Raw genomic sequence first — 22788 nt, 5'->3', positions numbered from 1 at the left:
TTTTTTATTATAATTTTTTTAATAAATCTGAAATATCTGCATCTGGATTGGGAGTCTTACGTTTGATAATTTCAAACATTACATCCGACAGGTAGGGATAATCTAACAAGTTGATGTCGTAATTAAATATGTAATAAGAAATTTCTATCAGAATTTTACTAAGCTTCTTATTTTGAGTTTCTTTTGACATACTAGCTACTGATTCTTGTCCATCCAAAGTCATAATTTTTTCAATAGTTTCTTTTAGTCCATCATTAAGTGCTTGATAGTTTTCAACCTTATTTCTGAGTTTGTCGATTGATGATGATTCTAGTTGTATTTGATTAAATTGATTTTGAGCATCTTTAATCTTAGCGTTGTTAAACGTACTTTGAAACAACTTGGTTATACTAAAGTATTTCTCTAAGTCAGATAAGAGTGGTTCTATATCTTTAGAAGGTCCTAATATTTGTTTATCATTTAGTATGGATTGTAGAGTAGATGATTTTATTAAGTCCTCAAAATTCCTATTTTTATAATTATCTACTACTCTTGTTATCATTACATTCTTACTATTTTCCTTTACGTCTTTTATCTTCTGTATATTAATTTGTTCTTGAGTTATCAATTGCACGTCCTTATCGGTAATATTTGATTTAAGTATAAATATTGAATCTGTTTTTAGTTTGATAAATTTTTCTAATTCGTTCATTTCAGTTTCTAAATTTTTCAATTTAGACAAATCTGACTTTAGATTATTTATTGTATCCAATAAATGTCGAAGTGTTACTTGATTTTCATTATTTGATTGCTCATAATTTTTAATTACTTTAATCAAACTATCGTTTGTAATAGCCTGCTTTTGTAACGTATTAATTAAATCCTGCTGAGCATAGGATGATCCAAACCCGCACCAAATGAATGTTATAACTCTTATTATTTTCATTCTTATTCTACTAAATCTTACTTATTTTTTTCTTTTTTCAATATTAATATAAGCTCTGTCGGCATCATCATTTAATTTTCTCATTAAGCGGTAAGACGCGACAGAGGGTAAATCGGGAATATCATACAATCCATTCCCAAATGAATCTATCTGATTCTTTAATGGACTATATATGTTTTCTGTATAAGTTTTTTGTGAATTAAAATCCTCATACATTCCTGACCACATATCGATTTTAGTATCCAAATACTTATTATGCTTATTAAACAAGGTATGGGGTATTTCATTTAACTCACTATGTAAGCGGGTGCAATTGTTTAAATATCCATTCCCTAATCCATTTTTTCGATAATTTTCAACTTGGTTGAGTTTACCTCTTATATCATCAATTGGAAATTCGTCTCTAAGTGCTGAATCCGAATAAGAAAAGTTAATACAAGAAGATATAAAACGATTCACTTCATCATATTCATCAAAGATCCATTTAATATGTAAAAATCTGATAGCCACTGGACTCCCATTCTCAAGATAGGGCGACTTCTGTAATAATTGATATTCACTACGAATAAATGCTAAATCTGCAGGACTCCATGATTTATTATTAAAAACATAGAATGCCTGTTCCAAAAATTTATTTACATAAGCAGAATAAAGATTTTTAGATAAAATCTTTTTCTGTTGATCATTTTCCAATTGTGTTCCTCCCAAACGGCCATAAACATGTTGTGGAGGGTGTGGTTTGTAATGATCATCTATAAGGTATTTTATATCGTCATAAATATCTTTATTGAACTCATTATTAGGCAGTGTTTTTATCAAATCGATTTTATCATCGATAAGCTTCACTGAAGGATAATTTTCAGAAGCTGGGGGTTCAGGAGGTGGCGGAGTTGGTATAAGCGAATTTATCACGAAGAATGCTATTGTCCCAATGACGATTACAGCCAAGCCAATTTTTATTGCTTTCATTGTACCTTTTTCTTTAATTCATTTATGGATTTCATCGTAGCCTTACCCGAAAGTTCTAAGTATTTCTGAAAAGCCTGCGAATCGGAGCAAACAAAGTCTAAAAACTTTTTTAATTCACTGTTTTTCAAAGTGTCATCTCTTTTCGTATCCTTCAGCAGCTTATCAAAATCATTTTTCTGAGTACTATCCTTTACTAATGCCCAAAACTTTAAATATATATCAATGCTACTTTTAAAATCAACAGGATTCTCCTTTTCGTATTTTTCCAATTGTTTCTTAGTTATAGTGCCACTTTGCAATTGTTTTTTAATGTCATTATTGACTCCTTGATTTTTAGTTTCTTTGTTTGTAGTTTGCTGTATTTTGCTTTCATTGATTGATTCAAAGTCCTTATTTGTTGATTTACTTATATTTGCTTCTCTTCCTTTAGCTTCCGGATTACCACTCGCTTTTATTTTCGCAACATCATTATTTTCGTTTAACACCTCTATCTCTGATACTTTGGATTTTAGAAAAACATTTATGGAATCAGCAATTTGATTTAAATTCCAATTTCTAACATTATAGAATTTTTTTCGAATTGTATCATATTGAGTGCTATCTATCCCATTTATAGAATATTTTAACTTTAATTGCTGGGAAGAATATTTAGTACTATCTTTTAACAATCTAAAGTCAAAATTATTAATCGAATTTCTTTTCTTAATAGCTCTATCAATCGATTCAGCCGTTTTTTTCCATTGACCCTCTTCAATTGAATCGAGAGTTGGCTCATTACTTTTTAACCACGTTATGGGATTATACCATATAGAATTTTCTTCTTTTTTATCTACAATATTCTGTTTATCCCATTGTGTTTTAAGACTGTCTAATACGACAAGATTAAGTTCTGCTCCGTAAACGTAATTTTCTATTTGTGATTCAGTAAGAAAATCAGTCTCGATACTCGCTTTTGGCCAGAGCCACCATACTCCAAATGAAACTATCAATAATACTAAAGGGACTAAAGCCATAACCATTATAGGTTTATTGTTCTTCTGGTATTGCGCAACTAGCTTCCCGTCATAACCACTATTTTCTGAAATTTCCTGTAATTCAAAACCGATAAATTTCCAACCTTGTTTTGGTCTAATATAGGATTCCACATCTTTTCCTGCTTTAGAATTGGAATAACCAGGAAGGCTTTGATTTTCCTTTCCGTATTTTCCTATATCAATACTGTATTTCTCAACTTTTACTAACTGTAAATTTATACGGATAGTATCACTATCTTTTGGACAAAATGTTATTTCCCCATAAAACTTCTCGTTATTCTTATGATAAGTTGCAGAAACCTGGTATTTTTTATTAATTTCATCGTTTATAAATTCAACTTCTGTAGAAACTTCATATTTTCTTTTTTCTTCTATTGTTACTTTTATATCGGAAATAGAAACATTATTCAATATTCCTGAAAATCTTACTTTTTTATGCTCGTTTAATTGTAATTTAACTATTCCAATATCTTCGGGACAATCCCTTTTAAAATCTATTGGTTGATTATCCGAAAACAGATTTTCTCCTTTTTTTGCTGAAACAGTCCAACTCTTCCCAAGATCTTCGCCACTGAAAGTGAATTTATTATTATCTACGGTTTTAAAAGTGTAATTGTCGTCACATTTGATTTCAGCATCGTTAATAGGAATTCCGTTTCTATCTCTTATCTCTAGAATGACAGTTTTTATTTTAGGTTCAGGATTGCTAAAGGCTGCATAATCGATAATGATTTCATTTCTCTTTAACTCAAAATATTTATGAATTTCCGAAGTGGGATTTGATATAGTACCATTTGCTTCTATTGGAAAATAAAATCGATCATCCTTTTTATAATTTATATCAACCTTATCCTTTGCCCTGATAAGATTATTGCCTTTTCCATCTGATCTTTGCATACCATTAGCTGTGATAGTTAAGCCTTTACTGCGGTTATAATTATTCAGATAGTAATATTCATTTTTTAAATCAATATTTTTTAAATCAATCCCTGAATTTCTCATTATATCTAGAACATCACAATTCAATCTTAATTCACTGTCTATTAATAACACCTGTTTATATTCGCAATATTCTTCCTGAAAAGGTTTATCCAAATATTCTATCAATTCATCATCATTTTTGTAATAAATGAAAGCAGCTTCTTTGGTACCTGGCTGAAGCTGATTAATGGAATGATCCTGTAATGTATTATATTTACTTAATATGTCAGCTACGAAAGTCCAATCCTCTTGAATAATTTGGGTTCTTTCACCCCGATTCATTTGGTTGTTTATGATATAATTATCAACATAATGACTTTGCAATTTGTCAAGAATTGATTTAATATCTACTCCGGACAATCTCTCGTCTGATGGCAAAAAGACAGAAAACGCAATAAACCCAGTTGCATTATTACGCAAAGCATCCTTAACAATCTTATATTTTCTAAAAACACAACCATTTGTAACAAAATCAATAGCATATACCGATTTACCTAATGAAGTTTTACTCTCAACATTATTCCTAATCTCATTGCCTATTCGCGGTGCATTTTGCGTATTATATAACGTGCGGAATCCACCGTTAGTCCCGTGTACAACTATTTCCATAAAAGCTACTTATTAAATACATCTAAAATACTTTTCTTATTGGGAGCTATTCTTCTAATTAAAATATCAATGATGTTTTCAGAAGTCTCACTATCAAAAGAACAGATTTGATCAAAATATACTTCACCTAAAGAGAAATGAGTTCCAAGAATTTTACCAGAATTTATACTATTCTCCTTGCAACGCACTTTTAATGAGTTTATAAAAGAAGTAAAGTTGGCATTTTGGAGGTAAACATTTATATCATTAACCTTGTTCTTATCTATAGATGGCATTAAATCACTTTTAGTAACAACAATATAAATTGCGTCTGTTGATTTACTAAAAATATTATTATCCTTGAAATAGATTGCAGCAGCCTGTAAGTAATCAGCTTGGGTATAACCGTCAACATCTAAATTGTTTTTCTTTTCATAATCGACGAAAAAGAAGTGAATTTTTCTGTTATCTCCGTCCAAGAAACGTAGCAAACTATCCAGTGTTGCTTCGTGTTCAGGTGTTGGCAAATTATCGCCAGCATTCTTATGGAAAAAGCATTGAAATATCTCCCCACTCAACTCTATCAATGAAACAGATCTAGGGTCCTCATTGCCTTTTCTTAATACAAATGGTAAATATTGGGTACTATCAACTGGACTTGGAGGAGGCAAGATAGCAGTAGAATTTGCAAAAATATTCTTTAAACCCGTCATATATTTAAACCCTGGACCCTGCGCAAATTCTAAATATCCCTTTGTATTTGCAGTGCTTAATACAGCAGACAATGCACAAGTCTTCCCAGATCCAGGTATTCCCCAAAAATAAACTTCCGTATATCCATCTGGAATAGAATCAGGAGTTTTACCCATTCGCAACTGTGGTAAAACAATATTGTTTAGACGATCAATCACACCTTCAGGTATGCCGACATGTAATAAATCATTACGACTCAATGTTCCGTTACCAAGGTAACCCTGAATATCATCAGCTGAAAATGAGTTTTTATTAGTTCGTAGTTTTTCTAAAATTTCAATTTTTTCCGTTTCTCTTTTACGACTCTCTTCTGCATAATTTTCTAACTTTTGTTTTGCTTCTGATGCATGAATACCCGTTGGGAATTCTGTAAGATAAGTTCTACAACCCTCTTCAGTATGGCGATAATTCTTCCACGCCCCATCATCTACATGTTTGTATTCATTTTGTAAGGTCGTTATTGCCTTGCGTTTACTAGCATCCAAATTTCCTGTAGTTCTCAATTCGTCTAGAGATACAATTTCCTGGTTTATAAATTCAAAAAGTTGTTCTGCTGTAAAATCTTCTACTCTATTGAGGATATCTTCACTGTTCATATATATCATTTAATAAGTTTATAGCTCTACTTCATATGGTGCCAAACGTCCAAAAACTTTGGAACTTCGTTTAGTGATAAACCAAGATAATAGCATCAATGCCCACGCCAATATTGCTAAAACAATAGAAAGCGGAGTGGGTTTCCCAAGTGTAGTAAATTTTGCTTTTAGATCTGGGAAAGATAAATCATAATTAAAATCTTCGGCTACTTCACCATTTTCTCGTATTGTGGAAAAACTCACCAAACCATTGCGCCAACCAGTTGATTTTGCGTCAATATCATTTACCACTTCTACAATACCTATTGGTTTCCAACCTTTAGCCTTTTCTTCTCCATCGGCAAGCCAATTTTTGGCAACCTCTTTTACTCCGTTCCTGCTAATCGTATTGGAATAATTAGTAGGAAATAGATCAGAGTGAATGGTTTGCATCTTATTATTGATTTGTGTATCAAAAGAAACTCCTTCTTTTTCAATTCCAAGCTTTTCTAAATCAGTCCCTAAATTAACATTGCTTTCCAATGTTCGTTGATAAAGCTTCATTCTTATATCAGCATAGTTTTCATATTTACTAAACATATTTTGGGCTTGTGTGATATTTTCTGAAAGTTGATTTTGGATTTGTACTTTCCTATCAGTAACCGTAAAATAATGAGAAAACGGGGAATAAGTAAAAAATGCTGTTAGTCCAGTAAACAAAACTATCACTGTAATTTCTGCTATTCGACTATTATTAAAATTGCCTTCTACACCTTTAAGCCATTTAGCAAGATAGGCGAAGCCTGCCAAAAGCAAGGTGATGATCACAGCAAAAATCACACTCGTTTTGGTGTCTCCTAATGTAGAAAAATTAAACCCAAGAAAGCATACAAAACCAAAAGCAACAGCAGTTAAAACTGATATTACATCGGCTAAAGAAAATTTTGATTTATTCATAATACGGCTTATGTTTATAGTTATCCTACCTAAAGATTTAAATTCTTGGATAGAATAGTTAGCTATTATTTAATAATTTTTTCAATTCGTTATTTACTCTGTTCAGTTCTTGTTGCAATTGATTGCGTTCTTTCTCCAATTGCAATCGCTTGTCAGTTAAAGGCTGAGATTGAGGGCTGTTTTCAGCTGTTCGCACGGTGAAAGAGCCAATTTGAATGGTTTTATCCTCTTTTTTTATTACACCTTTATATTCCTTCGTTTCCTTGCCATAATGTACCTGTATATTGTAAGGTGTTTCATCTATGCTTGGCTCCTGCTTTTTATAATATTGGATATATATATTATAAGTTCCTTGAGGCGCACTACCAGTTTCCCAAAAAATATTTTCAATCGGATTTTTACTATCTGGGTATTCTACATTCATATCAATTTCTAGTTGTCCGCCACTTGAGGACATCCGGTTTTTATAGAAAATCATTTCTCCGTATGGATCGGTACAGATCAAGTCCAAATCATTGTAGTTATTCCAGTTCAACTTAATCTGAACATCACCTGAGGAAGGAGAAGGAGTACAATCTACCTCCGCATTCGATTTTACCATTTGCAAGGCTTTGTCCAACTGGATAAATTTGCCGATATTATCCTGAGTTCCTACACCTGTACTTTGCAAAATGCAAATAATTTTCTTCGTGGTAATATTATTATTAATGCTTTTCATCAAAGCCACCGCACCAGAAACTATGGGCGCAGCCATACTAGTACCGTCCATCATGGCATAGTCATTACTACCCACTGAACTATAAATGCCCACACCGGGAGCTGATATAGTTGCGTATGAACCATAGTTACTAAATTGAGCTTTGCTAAGGTTTCTGTTGCTTTTATCTGTTGCCGAAACAGTGATAAATAACTCAGGTCTTTGCAGTGCGTCAATACCCGCTAATACATTATCGTTGCCAGCTGCGATTACAAGGGTAGAATTATGATTAGCTGCAATTCGCATTACCCTTCTCCACAGTCGTTCTTCTTCTTTAAAGTGATTCCGAATCAACTCTTTTTGTTTATTTTCAGGGAATTGTGAAAGCCCAGTAAACTGACCTCCCAAGGATACATTAATCACATCGGCACCTTGATATAGGGAGTAAAGAATACCATCTAACACAGAAGTTGTAGTCATCAAGTTATTTTCATTGGCCACCTGAACCGGCATAAACTTACAATTAGGAGCAATCCCCGAAATCCCTTTTCCATTATCAGCAATTGCTAATGCTATTCCTGCTACGTGTGTGCCATGGTCAATCTGCTGTGGAAAAATCTCATTTGAGTGCTTCCAAACATTATAGGGTGCTACGACCTTACTTGCCAATTCAGGATGTCTCAAGTTAAATCCGTTATCGACAATAGCCACTGTAACTTTTTCTGAACCTTGTGTTATTTCCCATGCTTCCAGAGCATTTATAGCCTTCAGATACCAAGATTTTTCCTCCTCGGAAATTGCCGGATCGTTAGGTGTATAACTGCCTTCAAAAAGCGCTTCATCAAAAACAAAAAGCTCATATTCGGGAGCAAATGCCGCTGGAATTTCCTCTTTCAGGCGTTCGCGTTCTTCCTTCGGAATCTCAATTTGCGCCCGCTTTACTACATTATCATAATACACCACTTTATATTTTTCATCTGGGTATTTCTTCTTGAAAACTTTAGCAAATTCCATGATAGATTTATCCTCATTTTCCATCAGAATATTCAGGCGATTACTAATAATCGATGGATTTCCTGGAATAACATCTGGATTCTCTCCTATTGGCGGTAAGACTCCTTGCTGTGGTGGTAAAATATCTTCATGTCCTGGAGGAGTTGGTACTGGCTGATAAGGATTGTGGGGGTCGTAAATTCCTCCGTCATCCCCAACATTCGGGTCATCCCGGATCCAAGCATTATCATTGTCGTTTAGAGCTCCCCCTTCATTATCTATAACATTGTGATTAATGTCACTACAGCCACGGAACAACCACAAAAACAACCATATTAAAAGTAGAATCAACAATATCCAAAGAAGCCATTTCAAACAACCTCTTTCGATAAATAATGCTCGTAACCAATTCCAAAATCTCGTGTACCAAGGAGGGTCAGAAATTACTGTTGGAGGAACTTCTATTGATTGATACTGTGCTGAAAACTCTTTATTTCCACTAATTTCATAACCCTGTGGATTTTCGTCCCAACCAACAAATTCGTATCCCTCGTTTGGTTCTACTTTTGGAATGTCATCATTGTCAAGAAACTCATTTTGCAATTTGGAGACAAATGAGTTTCCAATTAATGTTCCATTTTCTCCAGAATTGTAGGTTATAGTAAATTGTGTTGGTAGCTCAGGTTCGGTTGGTTGGAGTTCAGGTTCTAGTTCAGGATTTTTCTTTTTAATAATTAAATTTTTACGGATTTCGCTAATATCCTCTCTTACATTCTCACGTAGCTGCATTCCCCAAACCCCCAAAACAACCATGTCTTCATAGCAATAAACAAAACGGTCGTCAATATATTTTAAAGCATTTTTAAGAAATTCTGCTTCATCAGTTTTACCACAATTTTTAAGTGAAGCTATTCTACTTTCATAGTGACCAAGAGTTTCATCCTTTATGGCTGAATATTTTTCTTGCTCGGCACCGTGTAAATCAGATAAAAGTTGAGGAGTTTCTTTATAAGATTTACTGTAGAAAGTTATTATGTCATGGTCCTTTATTGGTAGTGCTAAAAAATCTTGATACTTGAGGTCAATATTTTTTTTCACAATAGTATCAATAGCAGGGTATCGATCAAACAAAGTCTTTCCTTTAATACCCTGTAGCGCTTTGAAGTATTTCAAATCAGTGCTACACAATTGCTCTTTACCAATTACCGTTGCCATAACTATTAGTATCTAAAGGTTTCAGACTCTTTAATAATTGTCCCCAAATTTTCATTCGCTTGTACATCATAAGTAGGGATATCACAAACAGAGATAAAACCTGCTTTCAAATGGTTTGACCAAGACAAGTAACTGCGGTAACTCGGCAACGATTTCATTTCTTCTGGATTGTTTTGAATAATATCCGTCCAGTTTTCGATTTTATCAAACAACTCAGCAACTGAGTTTTCAGTCGGATTTTCATTATAATCTAAAATCAATCCTAAATTATTTTTTTCATTTGCCTGTTTTAAATCATAGATTTCAGAATCATCAAAATATTCAAAACCTACAGTTCGGATACATTTGTTTAAAAGCTCAGTACTCATATCCGCAACCATATCATAAGGCAAATCGCTTTTGTTTTGCCCCTCTAAATGTTTTCTGATCTTTTCGGCAATTTTTTGTGCGATATCTACTTTCTTGAATAGTTTTTGGTACATATCTGTTATGTCTTGTAAGGCTGAAGAGCCATTTTGAGCCAAAACCTGCTGGACTATATTTTTGTCATTTTGATTAATGTATGCAAACCAGTAATCGAGTAAGGTGTCAGCCAATTGTTGGGCATTGTTTTTAATAAGTTCTGAATTGCCAGTTATCAACTCTTCCAAATTAACTTTGTTTTCTTCAAGTTCGGAACGGAATTTCAATATATCTTCTTCCGATGTTTTCTCATAATGAGTGCATAGACGATCAAAATACATATCCGGCGAATCATTTTCAATAACAGGCACTCTTTGTTTGTAGGTACTGTAAATATTCATATTCACCACATCGCGATGCTCAATGCTACTTATTTTTTTTCTAAATAGCTCGAGTACTTTACCTTCATTAAGCAACAATTCATTCTTCAATTTTCCGTATAATTTAATACCATCTGCCCTAAAAGCTGTATCTAATTTGAATTGAATATCTCCTGCAATGGATTTTGCTTTCTGTAATTCTTCGTCTTTATCATTGCTGTGAAAGTATTTCAGCAATTCTGATACAATGACCAACGAAATCTCGTTGAGTTCATCAATAATTTTTTCAAGACGAGCATTGTTTATATTTTCTGCAGCAATAGTTAGCTTATCAATAATCAGCTGTGTCCCATCCTTATTAATACTAGCTGCTTCGTCCCAGGATTCTTCAGGATTGGCAAAGTGACGCTTAACAAAATCATAATCGATAAAAGATTGGCGAAGTTTCTGACGAAAGTCGGGATAGCTAGGCGGTTTGATTTCTTCTAATTCTTTTCCATGCTCTGAAAAGCCTTTAAATACCTGACTATGCGATTCTGAATATACAAAGTCACGTAACAAGAAAATATTTCGAAAATCTGGAGAAGATTTTGTCCAACTATTAAACCAACGATGGGTTTTAGTATTCAATAGCTCTATAGACAACGTATTATCGAACCTTTGAAGCCAACGATTCTTTAGAGAAGTCAGATCATCCTTTTTGTCATGATTTGAATTAAATCTAAGGTTTTCATTAAAGAAAGTACCTATAATGAATAAGGGTGATATTTTTGAGGTAGATATAAATTTCTCTCTTTTATCCTCTGTATTACCAATAAACTTTTCGATCCAATTATTAAGCATTTCAGGCATCGAGCGCTGAGCAGCTTGTTCGTGCTTAGCACAAAGCATAAATATGCTGATTTTTTCTGCGTTAGAATATTTATTAAACAAATAGGCTACTTTACCCCTTATGAGTAAATCGGGTATATTTTTTTCGCTAAGCATTTCTTCAGCTAACGTCATTCTAGCTCTTGCACCCGGAAAATCTAGCAAGTCAGTTTCTTTCAAAAACGGCTTGCTTTTGAGTAAAGATTCTTCCTGTTGAAATACCAATTCGGCAGTCAAAGCGCACAGGTATGATTTTTTAAATGAAACCTGACGTTCTTGCCCTTTGTCTATAATCAGTGCCGTTGTTGTTGCCTTGTATTCCGTTTCAATATTGCTCGGTGATGCATAAATCTCTTTCAAACGCTGGACATCGAGTAATGTACCATATTTGCGTAAAACTGATTCTATTGGCAAATAAATAGTATTTGTAAAGTTTAGTTTCTCGTATTCAGAAATTAAAGATGAAAATAGGAAATTGAATTTTTCATTTTTATTCCACAAAATAGAAACTATATCTATCCATTCATTTGGTCGCAATTTGGAAATGAATAATGAAACTTCTTCGAAAAAATAAGAGAAAAGTATGTTACTAGCCTTAGTTGCGAAATTTTCTTTAAAATAATCCTGCATATCTAGCACGTCATCTTCTCCAAAAACACCTTGCTGAGTTTGCACGTCTATAAGCCGAGCCTTCAATGAATCGATTTCTGAATTTATTGTCTCCATCTTCAAAATCAAACTATGATCTGCTTTACAATCATTGTAATAGCTGTCACAAAGCACGAGAGCTATATCTGCAGGAGATAATAGTGTGGCTTTAATCGGAAACTCTCTGTTTATCGGTTTGTAATTCACAGAAAAACGCGAAACCAAACTCGTAGATTCACTTCCATCACCAATAGGATTAATATCTTCGATAAAATTATGAACATTTTCATTTTCACCAGCAATACTGAATGGCTTTCCTTCTTCCGACAACAAGCTACTAATAAGGTATGATTTACCAACCTGACTCTCACCATATACGGCAGCAGCAGGATTATTTTCTAATGCAAATTTTTTCTTTTTCAGTTTTCTTCGGAAATCAACCATGGTGCGGTAGGCAGTGTTCTGTTTTTCTCCGTCTAAATAGGTGCGAATCCATTTATTAGAATTTTCAATTATTTCGAGTTGCTTTTGTATATTTGTTACCATTATGAAGCTCTATTTAATTGTTAATATTCAAAGAGAAAATACCAGAATCAAGCCAGAAATTGTCCAATTCACTCATACTTTGAATTTGTAATGAAAAAAAGTTTTTAGGCAAAGGATTCCCCTCATTATCCCCAATCTCTTCTATACGAAGTAGCTCCATATCTTCATTTTTGTCTCGTTCTATAGTTACCTTGAGAGGCATTTTGGAACGTATTTTTCTTTTTTCCTCCTCAACTCCTATCTTTAGGCTATTTACATCGTTTTCATTCTCCAAACGACCCTGAATCCGGTCTTCCAATCTTTCATCATTGAAATCAAGCACATAAAATGGTCGTGACGGATAGGAAGATATATCCAATTGACGAACTCCTATTTTGAGAGGTAATGAAACTACATCTATGGTGACCGAATTAATATCAGGTGAGATTATAGTATCTATATATTTTAACCTGTCGTTAAGTCTTCCAAAATAATTAGTAGTTGGGAGTAACTTTTTCTTTAGGTCTTTAAGATTTAATGAAAAACCATTTAGACCTCCATTTTCTGCAATATTACCTATCATAGCACCAGTTGTAATAATAGATTTTGGGTTGATAAATTTCCCGTTGCTGTCCACAAACGGATAGCGTTTGTCTTCGGGATACCAACGACCTATACGATAATTGTTCATTGTTTTCAGACGGTTGGGTGATATGGCATAATGCTTTAAAAAAATATCAGCCAAAGGTCTAAGCGAAGTTGGGCGACCAGCAAGCAATACTATATCACAATCGTAATATGATAGCAAGGAAGATACTTTACCAATTAGAGAATCAAAAGTCTTTTCAATAATTGCTGAAACAACTTTCCTTTCGTACTGCCATTGTAATGATTCAAATTCAAATCCAAAATGACTATTAAAATGATTGAGGACAATCTGTGTTGGTGGGTTTTCATCAAAAATGTCCCCAAAGGACAAAATTTGGCTTTCGACTTTATCTTCTTTCAATATTTCTAAAAAATGAGAAATTATTGGCACGGAGACTTGTAAGTTAAAACTGCTTCTTAATTGTCGGTTACGAAATGATACACCATTATCTGTCCCCAGGAAAGGTTGCATAAAGCTCACTGGATTTTTTCCTAATGAAACTAGCTTTTTTTCTATAGGCGAGTGTTTTCCTTCAATAATTATTTGGTGAATAAGTTCTTTCATTAAATCATCGCCAGCGGTATAAAAACTTTCCCAAAAAAGAGACACAGGCGTTAAAGAGCATTGACCGGCTACGTCATATTTATATGCAGCAATCATTACATCAGTGGTTCCTGCTCCAATATCAACAGAGCCGATAGTGAGTGATTTTTTACTATAATCGCCTAAATCACTTCTTATCTTTCCATAGATATCAAAATAGTTTTCTATATTTTTCTGGTATCTTTCTCCTAGCTCTGCATACAGAAATACAAATTGTGCAGAGGTAGCCTCATCGTAAATCCATTCTATAGGTTCTTCTTTATTTGAAAGATTTTTAGCAGAAGGAATCACTTGTACATTTCTAAGGACTTCTTTTTCATCAATTTCTGTCTGATATGTGTCTTGAAAGAAACGATCGAGTATAATAGCGGCATCTTCGGCACATTTACGCAATGCAATCTGTTCAACCCGAGACATTGCTGTGGGGCAGGTTACAATAATTCGCCCTATTTTTCGGGGCATTGATTCATTCCCCCAATGGTTTCGCTGTTCGTAGCTGTTGATTTGCATATTTGCCTGCGCCAAAATTTCGAGAAAAGCGAATGTCATCAATGCTCTGCGAGAGTAGTTCATTAAGATGCCTCCACTGCCTTCTAAATTTAATGAACCATCATTACTTAATTGTTCGGAAACACCTTCTATGTAAATCGGTTTTGTGGTTTCGCCTTCAAGTTGGATGAACTCCCATTCTTGTTTTTGTGATTTGGTATCCCATAAAAAACGTTTAGGACTTGAAAATGTGCTTGTTTTTTCCGCCCCTGTATTTAAATTAGTGGCTTTATGGATTAATTGGTTCGCCTCTTTTCCTAGTCGAATCATACTTGGATATACAAATTGACGACTATTTTCGATGCCAAGCTTACCTCCAAAATCAGCTTCTCTAAAAGCCAAACGCATATCAAAAGGATCACGTTGTTTGTTAAGCTGGTTATCTAAAATAGGTGAAGTGAAATCCTGTAATTCCAATGGACTGGCCTGATTAAAATCCCCGTTGTCAAAAAGCATAGTACAGGTTCTGGAATTACCTATATCGACTACTAAATCAACGTTGCCATAAGCTACATTATTATTTGAGTAAAGTGTAACTGCCGGCAAAGTATTCGTTTGTTGAATATATCTTATTAAATAAATGTATTGCGCGAGATAATTTAACTTAGGTTTTTGCCCTCTATAATCATTTATATCATCCAGATTATGGAATTTGTTAAGGACATATTTATCTACCCAATCACAATTAGAAGTTTTTGAGCAAAAAGCAAGTAAATTATATTCATTGTTACATAGAGCAAAATCTTTTGATCTATCGTAATTATTAGTGAAAACAGGTGTTTCATTTAAGTCTTCATCTTCAAATGTTTCTTTCTCAAATACAGTACGCGTGTCAAAAGCTATAAGAAGATTATATTTTTTAATATTTCCATTTTCTTCAATAGGAATAAGCTTGAAACGGCACCAATTTGTTGGTCCAAATTCTGATTTATTGCTCTTAAGCAGAAAGAATGGCATTGGGTACCAAATGTTTTCAAACTTCTCCCACTTAATGCGATTAATGGACATCGAGAAACATCCCGAATCTTCTGGGCTGTCCGTATCAATTGAAATAGTTGACTTTTTGTATTCAAAAAAATCTTCTTTAATTGTTTCCCAGTTTTCCGATACCTTAAAGTCATCTTTCGCTACAGCATAACCAAGATCTGTTAAGTCGTACTTTTTTACCCATATTTCTTCTTCAGAAAAATAATGAGCAATTTCCATTTTCAATTGAGAATCAGAGATATCAAACCATTCATGGAAATACATTTTGAAGTTATCATTCAAGTTGATTTCAAGAGGGATTGTGTATAACTGAATGCCTGAGTTGGCTATTAAATTCATATTTATTAAACTTTATTATCATTTCAAACTCATAGTACAACTAAAAAAATAGTTTGGTGATTTTGTGTGAAAAATTAGTACTATTAGGTTTAGTAATGCGGCTGAAGAATAATCCCAGAGATAATTGTAAATGCGGATTCCATCATGATTGGTTATTGAAATATTTAGTTGTTTTAGTATTGTCTTTTCCCTTAGCCCATTCTATATATTTGGATGATTCATCAATAGTCACTTCATCTTTAAATCCAGGATTGTCTGCAAAAGTTACTAATTCAGATAATCCAATAGCATATTTTGAAAGATCCTTTTCTTGACTATTTCCAGAAATTTGAAATGTTAGAACTATTAAAATAAGTAGCAGTATCTTATTCATTATTAAGCGGTACTAAGGTTTTTAAGTTGTAATTCTTGAGGGGTTAGCAATATTAACATAATTTTAGCAAATAGTAAAGTGCTTTCATCAAATTTCGATGATTTTGAAATAATCAATCTTTTTTTTCAATGAAACCTCTTATAGTTGCTAACATTGCTCTTTACCTTGTTTTAAATAGTAAAGATGAGAATTATTTTCATACCTACTTTGCGGTTTTCCGCACAAGGAATGAGAGAGAGAGTTTTTCTATGTATTTGAGTGTTATCAATACAGACTCTTCTTCATAAATTTTTCTTACAGTATTACAAGCTGAATAAGGCCCTTTCCCATGATTGCTAGTGTCTATTGTTAAGTTTAGGCATGGGTTATTTAATGTGGAACAACTCCATCTTTCAGCATTAGTGAAATCTATTTTAAATTCTATAAGAGTACTCGAATAATATTCAATTATGTTTTTGGGACTGCTTCTATTATATTCGCAGACCTATCAAACTATGAGTCAACATGCAAACCAAGCAATTTCTTTTTTTCTTATTACTTGCTTCGCTATTATCCTTTACTTCAACCGACAAACGTTCCATTGAATTAGTTGATCAATCCAATTTCAACAGTAGTAAAGGTTTTGTCGAAAACCTCCATTATCAAGATGATAAGAGCTCCAAATATGGTAGCTCAATAAAAATAAAACTCGTCTCCTGGAACATCCGCCATTTAGGGCGCACAAAAACACCTGAAGATATTTTCGAAATAGCCAATATTTTGCGTGACTTTGACATGGTAGCTATCCAAGAAGTCGTAGCGAAAGATCCTGCGGGCGCTCAGGCCGTAGCTAAAATTGCAGACGAACTAAATCGGATGGGTTCCAAATGGGACTATCAAATTAGCGACCCTACAAAAAGTCCTTCAGTTTATATCAGTGAGCGCTATGCGTTTCTTTGGAAAACATCTAAAGTCAGTATAATCAACAGAGCGTACCTTGATAAGGAGCTTGAAGCTCTTTGCTATCGCGAACCTTTTGTTGCCGCCTTTAAAGCCAAAGGAAAGCCTGAACCTTTTTATGTGGTAAATTATCATTCCCGTAAGTATACCGATAGACCAGAGGAAGAGATTATACATTTCATTGATTACCCTGAAAGACTGGGCTCTACACGAATTCTCATAGCAGGTGATTTTAATCTCGATGAAAAGCATTCTGTTTGGAAACCCTTTTACCGAAAAGGTTTTAAAAGCGCCTTACATAATCAACGCACAACCTTAAGAACAAAATGCAAGAATGGTGACTATCTTAGTTATCCTATCGACAATGTGTATTACACTTCCGGAATTGAAATGATTCAAGCAAGAAGTATTGACTTTATTAATAACTGTGAAAACTTAGAACGAGCTAGAGAAATTTCAGATCACTTACCGATATATGTAGAATTTGGGTTCAAATAGACCTGTAGACTTATCAAAAATGTATTTAAAAATGGACTGCTCATCGAAGAAATAAAAACTCATAACCAAAGATGATGGAGAGTAAAAATGTTAATTCCATTTACTATCATTTCTTTGCACCATAACTAATTGTTCGAATAAGAAATATAAAATTATTTGAGGGAGGGTTTAAGCTTAATAATTTTGAATACTTTTAAGTTTACAATCAATTATACATATTCCAACTAACGCCAAAACTAAAGTGTTGATTATCAATGACTTATCAAATCCGACGTCTTCGGGTTTAAGTTCAAATTTAGCAATATTTCTTTTGATTCTATTGACCAGTTTTAGCTTTCTTTTTTGGTCGAGGAACAGATATTCTTTTGGCGAACTGTATTGAACTCCTTTAGTGAGCATGTTCCAGATAATTACGGCCAGTTTTCTTGCTGTGGCACTGATGGCCGTTGCCCTTCCTTTCTTGTAATTGATTCTTCTGAAAAAATCTGCCAGATGCCCTTCCTTTAAATTGCCGATTGCATTGGCGGCAAGCCTGAATGCAATTTTCAGTCTATTGCTTCCTTTTGGAAGATGGTGGCTAAGTACTTTTCCTCCACTGATCTTGTTGTTCGGGGCCAGTCTTAGCCAAGAGGTGAATCGTTTTGAGGTCCCGAATTTTTTAACTCCTTCCAATCCTATCTCGCTTATGATCACCATTATGGTAGCGTCATTAATGCCCTCGATTGCCATTAGATCCACACCTTCAAAGTACTGATAGGATATCTTGGCCATATCTATACCCCTGATTGTGTTTTTGTTTTTTCTTTTGTATGGTTTTTTATCGGCAATATGTTGTTTTTTATTGTCGTCATTATCAATGATCTCTTCAAGGTCTTCCTTTATTTGTCTGTCTATTTCGATAATTTGGTTTTGAAGGTGGAGATAGGTTTCCCATTCCTGTCTTAGGGCAAAAAAGTAATCGTCCCTGCCATTGTACTGGAGTGCCTTGGCAATTTCCTTTTCCGATTTTCGGCAATTATAATGGCGGTGCCCTGCCAATTTTTCACCTGATTTTTCTCCGCTGATAAATGCCGAAATTATTTTGGTCCCGGTAAGTCACACAATATCGCTCACCACTACATCCAGTCGCATGTTCATCAATCGTAGATATTTGGACATTTTCAGCACTGTCCTTGCTGATTGTTTTAATATGTTTTGTCTATGGCGGGAATAGGTCCTTATGATATCCGTGGTACTGTCCGGTAAAAAACTGCTGCTCAACAATCCCAAAGTGTGCAGTTTCTGTATCCATTGGCAGTCCTTGATATCTGTCTTTTTGCCTTTTATGTTCCTTGTCTGTCTGCCATTGACCAAAATAACATCAAAACCGAAACCGGTCAATGCGGAAAACAGGTTTTGCCAATAGGTGCCGGTGCTTTCCATGGCAACTGTCTCTACCTTGTGCCTATGCAGCCAATGGCATAGGATCAAGTTGTCCTCGCTGTATACGCCAAATTCCTGTATATCCTGTGCATTCTGGCCTACGGCTGCCCAGTGGCTTCTGCCTCCCACGTCGATTCCTGCGGCATTGGAATTGACCACTTCGAGTGAAATCATCTTTTTTTCCATCACATTCAATTTTAGAGATTAATAAAAAACTCCAGGAAATGTAACTACGTATTTTGAAATTATTCCAATCGGGATTGCTTATAAGACATCACCATTAAACTCAAACCCAAGCCAAAAGATTTCTCTGATTGCTTTTTACATTTGGATCTTGATTCTGATCGGGCTTTTATCGAGCACCATTTAGAAAATCGACCTTGACAAGGAGCGTAGCCTAAAGGTACGAACGTTAGCTCAAAAACTCAATCGATTTTTTTGGTAGGCGGATTCTGAATAACGTAAATATGCGTACAACTTTTATAATTACTGCTATTCTATTTACTCTGGTCACAAATGCTCAATCCTATATAAGAGAAGGTAAAGGCGATTATAATAATGTTTTATATACGTGGGATGGAAAATATTTAAGACAAGGTAAAGGGAATTACGGAACGGTTGTATTCACTATGGCTTGGAAATATATCCGACAAGGAATGTAGGCTTCCCCATTATGATTGCTTATGACGAAAGAAATATTGAAGTTCATTATAATATAGTGGATTATTATAACGATGTTTCAGTAAAGAAAGACATATTATTTATTATTTCGACCGTAATAAACTCTTATAATGATGCAATTTTCGAAGTTAACAGTTCATCTTCAAACGCCTGCAAAGAATATATTGATAAAGCATACGAGAAAAAAAAGAACATTAGGAACTAACCTAGATTGTTGCCTTTAATTTGAATAGAATACACCTCCTTTCACAACATCAATACGGTATATGTTATAGTCGATTATATGCTTTCCCCTTTTCTGTTAAATAATATTTCTGATTGCCACTGGTTGGTTTATCAGGAATTGACAAGGCAACGAATCCAGCTTCAATTGATGGTTGCAGATAATTATAAAGAAAAGTAGGTCTATGTTTTATACCTACAAGTTGCATTAATTCTAAGCGACTGTATTTTTCATTATCCATTACCCTAATAAGAGTTAAAACTTGTTCGGTAACTTGTTCGGCGCCTTGTTCGGTAACTTGTTCGGTAACTTGTTCGGTACCATGTGAAGCAGATGATTCTGATGCAGGTAAAACTATTCTCAAAAAATTATCCGAAAACTGAAAAACATCCTTGTTATAAACCTGAAGAATTCTAGGAATCCCAGACCCTAATTGCTCCACCAAATCCAAGTCCTTAAAAATGCGCATGAGCTCTTTGTTTCGAGGAATAGAAAAACCTTCAAAAAACTCATCTTTAGAAAGTCCATCTGGCAAACCCCCATTGGAGGTAATTTCTAAACGATTATCAAAAAGCTCAAATTTAGGCGCCAACTCTTTTGTATAGTCATTATTTACAAACGCATTAACGACAGCTTCTCTGAGTGCAATCTCATTCCATAAACGTTTTTCTTGACGTTCCTTTTATAAAGTTTCAAGATATTCAGAAAACTTTATGATGGATTGAGAGTCCATAATTTCCTTAGTTACGTGTGGTAATACGTTTGTATTAATGACAGAGTATGGATAATCTTCATCATTTTGCTCAATAAGTATGTTATAAAGCTGATGATATGATGACTTAGACCCATTATAAGGATCAATAACTAAATAGTGATTATTCTTATCACTATCTAAATTATTCTCTTTGCTAAATAAATCTATCCGATAATTAAGACTTTCTAATTCAGAGATATCTCTTCTAAAATTATCAAGAGGCTTTTCAGAATTTAAATCAATGGATTTTACAGTGTAAACACTACCATTAACCCCTATCCCATCCAAAGTATAATCAAAAAACAAACCTGGAATTTGTTCCTTTTTCATTTTATAATTAATGTCAATAAAGTTAAGTAATGGCTTGTGAAAAACGTCCTCTATAGTTCTTTTAAAAGTTCTATCAATTATTGCCTTTTTTGGTTCTCTAAGATTCAGCTCGATATATTTACTAAAAAAGTCATGAAATTTAGAGGTATCAAAAGCCATATTAATCACAGAGGGCTTATCAAATTGAAGGAAACCATTATTGAAAATCGAAAGTCTATTTAAGTATTCTATGTTTACACTAATCTCTCTCGAAAACAGCGAAACCTCTTCTTTTAATTGAATATCTATAAAACTAGAAACTTTATGAATAGTATATTCAAGTAAACTTGAGCTAGAGCTATTGATTTTATTGACAAGATTAATTTTGTCTTTTGAGAATTTATAAAAAAACCTTACCCTCAGATATTACAAACATACCAATAGCTAAGTTCTCCTTACTTAAAGGATTATTAACAACACGTATTATACTGTAAAAGGATTTCATTTTTAAATAATTATAATGTAATTCAAAAGGTATACATTAGGCTTTCTTGATCCAAAAAGTTTTTTGACACTTTATAATTATGAGAAGCAATTTAATTGCATCATTTAGACTCATCAACTTTTTTATTATGAAAAGTTTCTACTATCAATTTAGGATCAATAATAGGAAGTAATACATTTGATGCATTCCGAGTTAATGCAAGGACCAAACCTCTTAACGTGGCATAGGAAATACCACATAACTGACTGATAAATGCATTATCAAAATTCACCATATTTCCCTCGCCGATGTCATAAAAGCGTTCTAGTTTTTCTATTTTATAATGGAAAAACACCTCTGAAATTACATTTCCATCCAGAGTCATTCCTAAATCTATACGCATTAATTCTTCATCTAGATTGTGTGCAAAATCTAAAACAATCCCAGGATGATTTTCTTTAGAAGGTGTAAACGCCTTTAAAGATTCTTCATCATAGTGAATTCCATTGACATAAATTTCATTTGCTTTAGCAAGTGCCTGCTGCATAACTTATAGTATTGTTCTCTTGATAATCTGAATTTGATTTTTCAGAAGTATTATTTCTAGTAAAATTTAGAATAATAGGTTGAGCGTTTGATTTTTGCTCCTTTCCTTGATCAACTAGTCTTATATCTAACTTTAACTCAATATAAGCAAGTGTTTCACTCGTAATATTTTGTTCTCCAGACATCCATCTGTAAACTTGAGGTTGCTTTTTATTTAAAATTCTGGCAAGCTCTGAAATAGATGATATTCCGTGATCTTCCATATAATAATTGATGCGATCTATATAATAAAAGTTATTTTCTACCATACGTCGTGTTAGAGCATCACCTTTCGTGTCTAACCAGTCTGTTATACTATTTCCTTTGTTTTTTTTCATATTTCTATAATAAAATCATCTGAACAATCGATGTCAGTAAAATCATCGACCCAATAAATTTCTTTCTCTTTTATTGCGCTATCTATAGCATTACAAAATTCTTGTCCGTTTAAAAAGTGTTGCCTTACATTGGGGCATTCTAAAGGGTCGTTTGTGGTTTTAAGTCCACCACTAAAGACAAATAATACATCATTATTAAGTCTATGACAGTATAAACGCAACATGTTTTTTACAGGCTGCCCATCTTCTTGATATGTAGGGTCCGTGGTATAATTTTTCTTGGGTATTGCCAATAGCTCAGATCCCGACTGTTCATTGCGTAATAAATTCATTAGAGCACCACGTTTGCCCAACTGCTCTATACAGGATAATAAATGAGTTAATTTTTTTGGATGCTCTTGCTCTAATCGGTCTCTAAATTCAACAAATAAACTCGTAGACTCACCAACTGGTGTAAGAGAATAAACCTCAAGATACTTGAAAGATGCTTCATGTGTGATAGAGTATTTCATTGTTTGACGGTACAAATATATATAACTTATA

Annotated in this window: 17 protein-coding genes and 1 pseudogene; 2 read left to right on the top strand and 16 right to left on the bottom strand. The window is 33.7% G+C overall.

From position 1 onward, the window contains the following. Window positions 1–7: 7 nt before the first annotated feature. The 9 genes from H3Z82_RS02165 to H3Z82_RS02125 all read right to left on the bottom strand — a co-directional run bounded on the left by H3Z82_RS02165 (window position 8) and on the right by H3Z82_RS02125 (window position 16012). Entirely contained in the window at window positions 8–925 is a 918-nt protein-coding gene (locus H3Z82_RS02165) for a hypothetical protein (protein ID WP_182202227.1), read from the bottom strand. 21 nt (window positions 926–946) lie between these two features. After that, on the bottom strand, window positions 947–1894 hold the full coding sequence (locus H3Z82_RS02160; RefSeq protein WP_182202226.1) for a hypothetical protein: 948 nt from the start codon (window positions 1892–1894) through the stop codon (window positions 947–949). Continuing rightward, entirely contained in the window at window positions 1891–4518 is a 2628-nt protein-coding gene (locus tag H3Z82_RS02155) for a hypothetical protein (RefSeq protein WP_182202225.1), read from the bottom strand. Before H3Z82_RS02155 ends, H3Z82_RS02160 begins: the two co-directional genes overlap by 4 nt. A gap of 5 nt (window positions 4519–4523) precedes the next feature. After that, entirely contained in the window at window positions 4524–5846 is a 1323-nt protein-coding gene (locus H3Z82_RS02150) for a hypothetical protein (protein WP_182202224.1), read from the bottom strand. A gap of 18 nt (window positions 5847–5864) precedes the next feature. Further along, entirely contained in the window at window positions 5865–6782 is a 918-nt protein-coding gene (locus tag H3Z82_RS02145; RefSeq protein ID WP_182202223.1) for a hypothetical protein, read from the bottom strand. Between the two features lie 58 nt (window positions 6783–6840). After that, complete coding sequence (locus tag H3Z82_RS02140) at window positions 6841–9645, bottom strand: S8 family peptidase (RefSeq protein WP_182202222.1); 2805 nt, start codon at window positions 9643–9645, stop codon at window positions 6841–6843. A 47-nt stretch (window positions 9646–9692) separates the two neighbouring features. Next, complete coding sequence (locus H3Z82_RS02135) at window positions 9693–12533, bottom strand: virulence factor SrfC family protein (RefSeq protein WP_182202221.1); 2841 nt, start codon at window positions 12531–12533, stop codon at window positions 9693–9695. Window positions 12534–12546: 13 nt separating this feature from the next. Beyond that, the gene (locus H3Z82_RS02130; RefSeq protein WP_182202220.1) at window positions 12547–15639 is read right to left on the bottom strand and encodes a virulence factor SrfB; all 3093 of its coding nucleotides are present in this window, start codon (window positions 15637–15639) and stop codon (window positions 12547–12549) included. A 142-nt stretch (window positions 15640–15781) separates the two neighbouring features. Next, window positions 15782–16012, bottom strand: coding sequence for a hypothetical protein (locus H3Z82_RS02125; RefSeq protein ID WP_182202219.1), 231 nt, complete (start codon window positions 16010–16012; stop codon window positions 15782–15784). A 504-nt stretch (window positions 16013–16516) separates the two neighbouring features. Here H3Z82_RS02125 and H3Z82_RS02120 point away from each other — a divergent pair. Further along, complete coding sequence (locus H3Z82_RS02120; protein ID WP_182202218.1) at window positions 16517–17449, top strand: endonuclease/exonuclease/phosphatase family protein; 933 nt, start codon at window positions 16517–16519, stop codon at window positions 17447–17449. A gap of 174 nt (window positions 17450–17623) precedes the next feature. On the opposite strand, the gene H3Z82_RS19580 is transcribed toward H3Z82_RS02120, so the two are convergent. Together H3Z82_RS19580 and H3Z82_RS19575 are read right to left on the bottom strand one after the other, a co-directional pair. Then, window positions 17624–18487: a transposase gene (locus tag H3Z82_RS19580; RefSeq protein WP_235982267.1), complete on the bottom strand. Its 864-nt coding sequence runs from the start codon at window positions 18485–18487 to the stop codon at window positions 17624–17626. A 57-nt stretch (window positions 18488–18544) separates the two neighbouring features. After that, window positions 18545–19057, bottom strand: a complete 513-nt coding sequence (locus H3Z82_RS19575; protein ID WP_235982265.1) for an IS110 family transposase — start codon at window positions 19055–19057, stop codon at window positions 18545–18547. Window positions 19058–19338: 281 nt separating this feature from the next. On the opposite strand from H3Z82_RS19575, the gene H3Z82_RS02110 reads away from it, so the two are divergent. Next, a complete protein-coding gene (locus H3Z82_RS02110) occupies window positions 19339–19533 on the top strand; it encodes a hypothetical protein (RefSeq protein WP_182202217.1) in 195 nt (64 codons plus the stop codon). A 288-nt stretch (window positions 19534–19821) separates the two neighbouring features. Here H3Z82_RS02110 and H3Z82_RS02105 read toward each other — a convergent pair. From H3Z82_RS02105 to H3Z82_RS02085, 5 genes and pseudogenes are all read right to left on the bottom strand, one after another. Continuing rightward, window positions 19822–20457: pseudogene (locus H3Z82_RS02105) on the bottom strand (Fic family protein); the annotation flags it as partial. Then, on the bottom strand, window positions 20458–21018 hold the full coding sequence (locus H3Z82_RS19500) for a hypothetical protein (RefSeq protein WP_220459113.1): 561 nt from the start codon (window positions 21016–21018) through the stop codon (window positions 20458–20460). It abuts the pseudogene before it with no gap. A 425-nt stretch (window positions 21019–21443) separates the two neighbouring features. After that, window positions 21444–21869, bottom strand: coding sequence for a hypothetical protein (locus H3Z82_RS02095; RefSeq protein WP_182202216.1), 426 nt, complete (start codon window positions 21867–21869; stop codon window positions 21444–21446). Next, the gene (locus H3Z82_RS02090) at window positions 21850–22245 is read right to left on the bottom strand and encodes a helix-turn-helix domain-containing protein (RefSeq protein WP_182202215.1); all 396 of its coding nucleotides are present in this window, start codon (window positions 22243–22245) and stop codon (window positions 21850–21852) included. The genes H3Z82_RS02095 and H3Z82_RS02090 overlap by 20 nt, the downstream gene beginning before the upstream one ends. Further along, window positions 22242–22757 carry a hypothetical protein gene (locus H3Z82_RS02085; RefSeq protein WP_182202214.1) on the bottom strand — a complete coding sequence of 172 codons (516 nt, stop codon included), beginning with the start codon at window positions 22755–22757 and terminating at the stop codon, window positions 22242–22244. The genes H3Z82_RS02090 and H3Z82_RS02085 overlap by 4 nt, the downstream gene beginning before the upstream one ends. Window positions 22758–22788 lie beyond the last annotated feature (31 nt).

It is taken from the genome of Gelidibacter maritimus (genome assembly GCF_014062315.1).
Classification (GTDB): domain Bacteria; phylum Bacteroidota; class Bacteroidia; order Flavobacteriales; family Flavobacteriaceae; genus Gelidibacter; species Gelidibacter maritimus.
The sequence above is the reverse complement of the archived record's forward strand: the minus strand, read 5'-3'. Positions and strand labels throughout refer to the sequence as shown.

Bases quoted from the DNA above. Each gene is read 5' to 3' on its own strand.
- H3Z82_RS02165 (WP_182202227.1), bottom strand. From the start codon at position 925: ATGAAAATAATAAGAGTTATAACATTCATTTGGTGCGGGTTTGGATCA.
- H3Z82_RS02160 (WP_182202226.1), bottom strand. From the start codon at position 1,894: ATGAAAGCAATAAAAATTGGCTTGGCTGTAATCGTCATTGGGACAATA.
- H3Z82_RS02155 (WP_182202225.1), bottom strand. From the start codon at position 4,518: ATGGAAATAGTTGTACACGGGACTAACGGTGGATTCCGCACGTTATAT.
- H3Z82_RS02150 (WP_182202224.1), bottom strand. From the start codon at position 5,846: ATGAACAGTGAAGATATCCTCAATAGAGTAGAAGATTTTACAGCAGAA.
- H3Z82_RS02145 (WP_182202223.1), bottom strand. From the start codon at position 6,782: ATGAATAAATCAAAATTTTCTTTAGCCGATGTAATATCAGTTTTAACT.
- H3Z82_RS02135 (WP_182202221.1), bottom strand. From the start codon at position 12,533: ATGGTAACAAATATACAAAAGCAACTCGAAATAATTGAAAATTCTAAT.
- H3Z82_RS02130 (WP_182202220.1), bottom strand. From the start codon at position 15,639: ATGAATTTAATAGCCAACTCAGGCATTCAGTTATACACAATCCCTCTT.
- H3Z82_RS02125 (WP_182202219.1), bottom strand. From the start codon at position 16,012: ATGAATAAGATACTGCTACTTATTTTAATAGTTCTAACATTTCAAATT.
- H3Z82_RS02120 (WP_182202218.1), top strand. From the start codon at position 16,517: ATGCAAACCAAGCAATTTCTTTTTTTCTTATTACTTGCTTCGCTATTA.
- H3Z82_RS19575 (WP_235982265.1), bottom strand. From the start codon at position 19,057: ATGGAAAAAAAGATGATTTCACTCGAAGTGGTCAATTCCAATGCCGCA.
- H3Z82_RS02110 (WP_182202217.1), top strand. From the start codon at position 19,339: ATGCGTACAACTTTTATAATTACTGCTATTCTATTTACTCTGGTCACA.
- H3Z82_RS19500 (WP_220459113.1), bottom strand. From the start codon at position 21,018: ATGGCTTTTGATACCTCTAAATTTCATGACTTTTTTAGTAAATATATC.
- H3Z82_RS02095 (WP_182202216.1), bottom strand. From the start codon at position 21,869: ATGCAGCAGGCACTTGCTAAAGCAAATGAAATTTATGTCAATGGAATT.
- H3Z82_RS02090 (WP_182202215.1), bottom strand. From the start codon at position 22,245: ATGAAAAAAAACAAAGGAAATAGTATAACAGACTGGTTAGACACGAAA.
- H3Z82_RS02085 (WP_182202214.1), bottom strand. From the start codon at position 22,757: ATGAAATACTCTATCACACATGAAGCATCTTTCAAGTATCTTGAGGTT.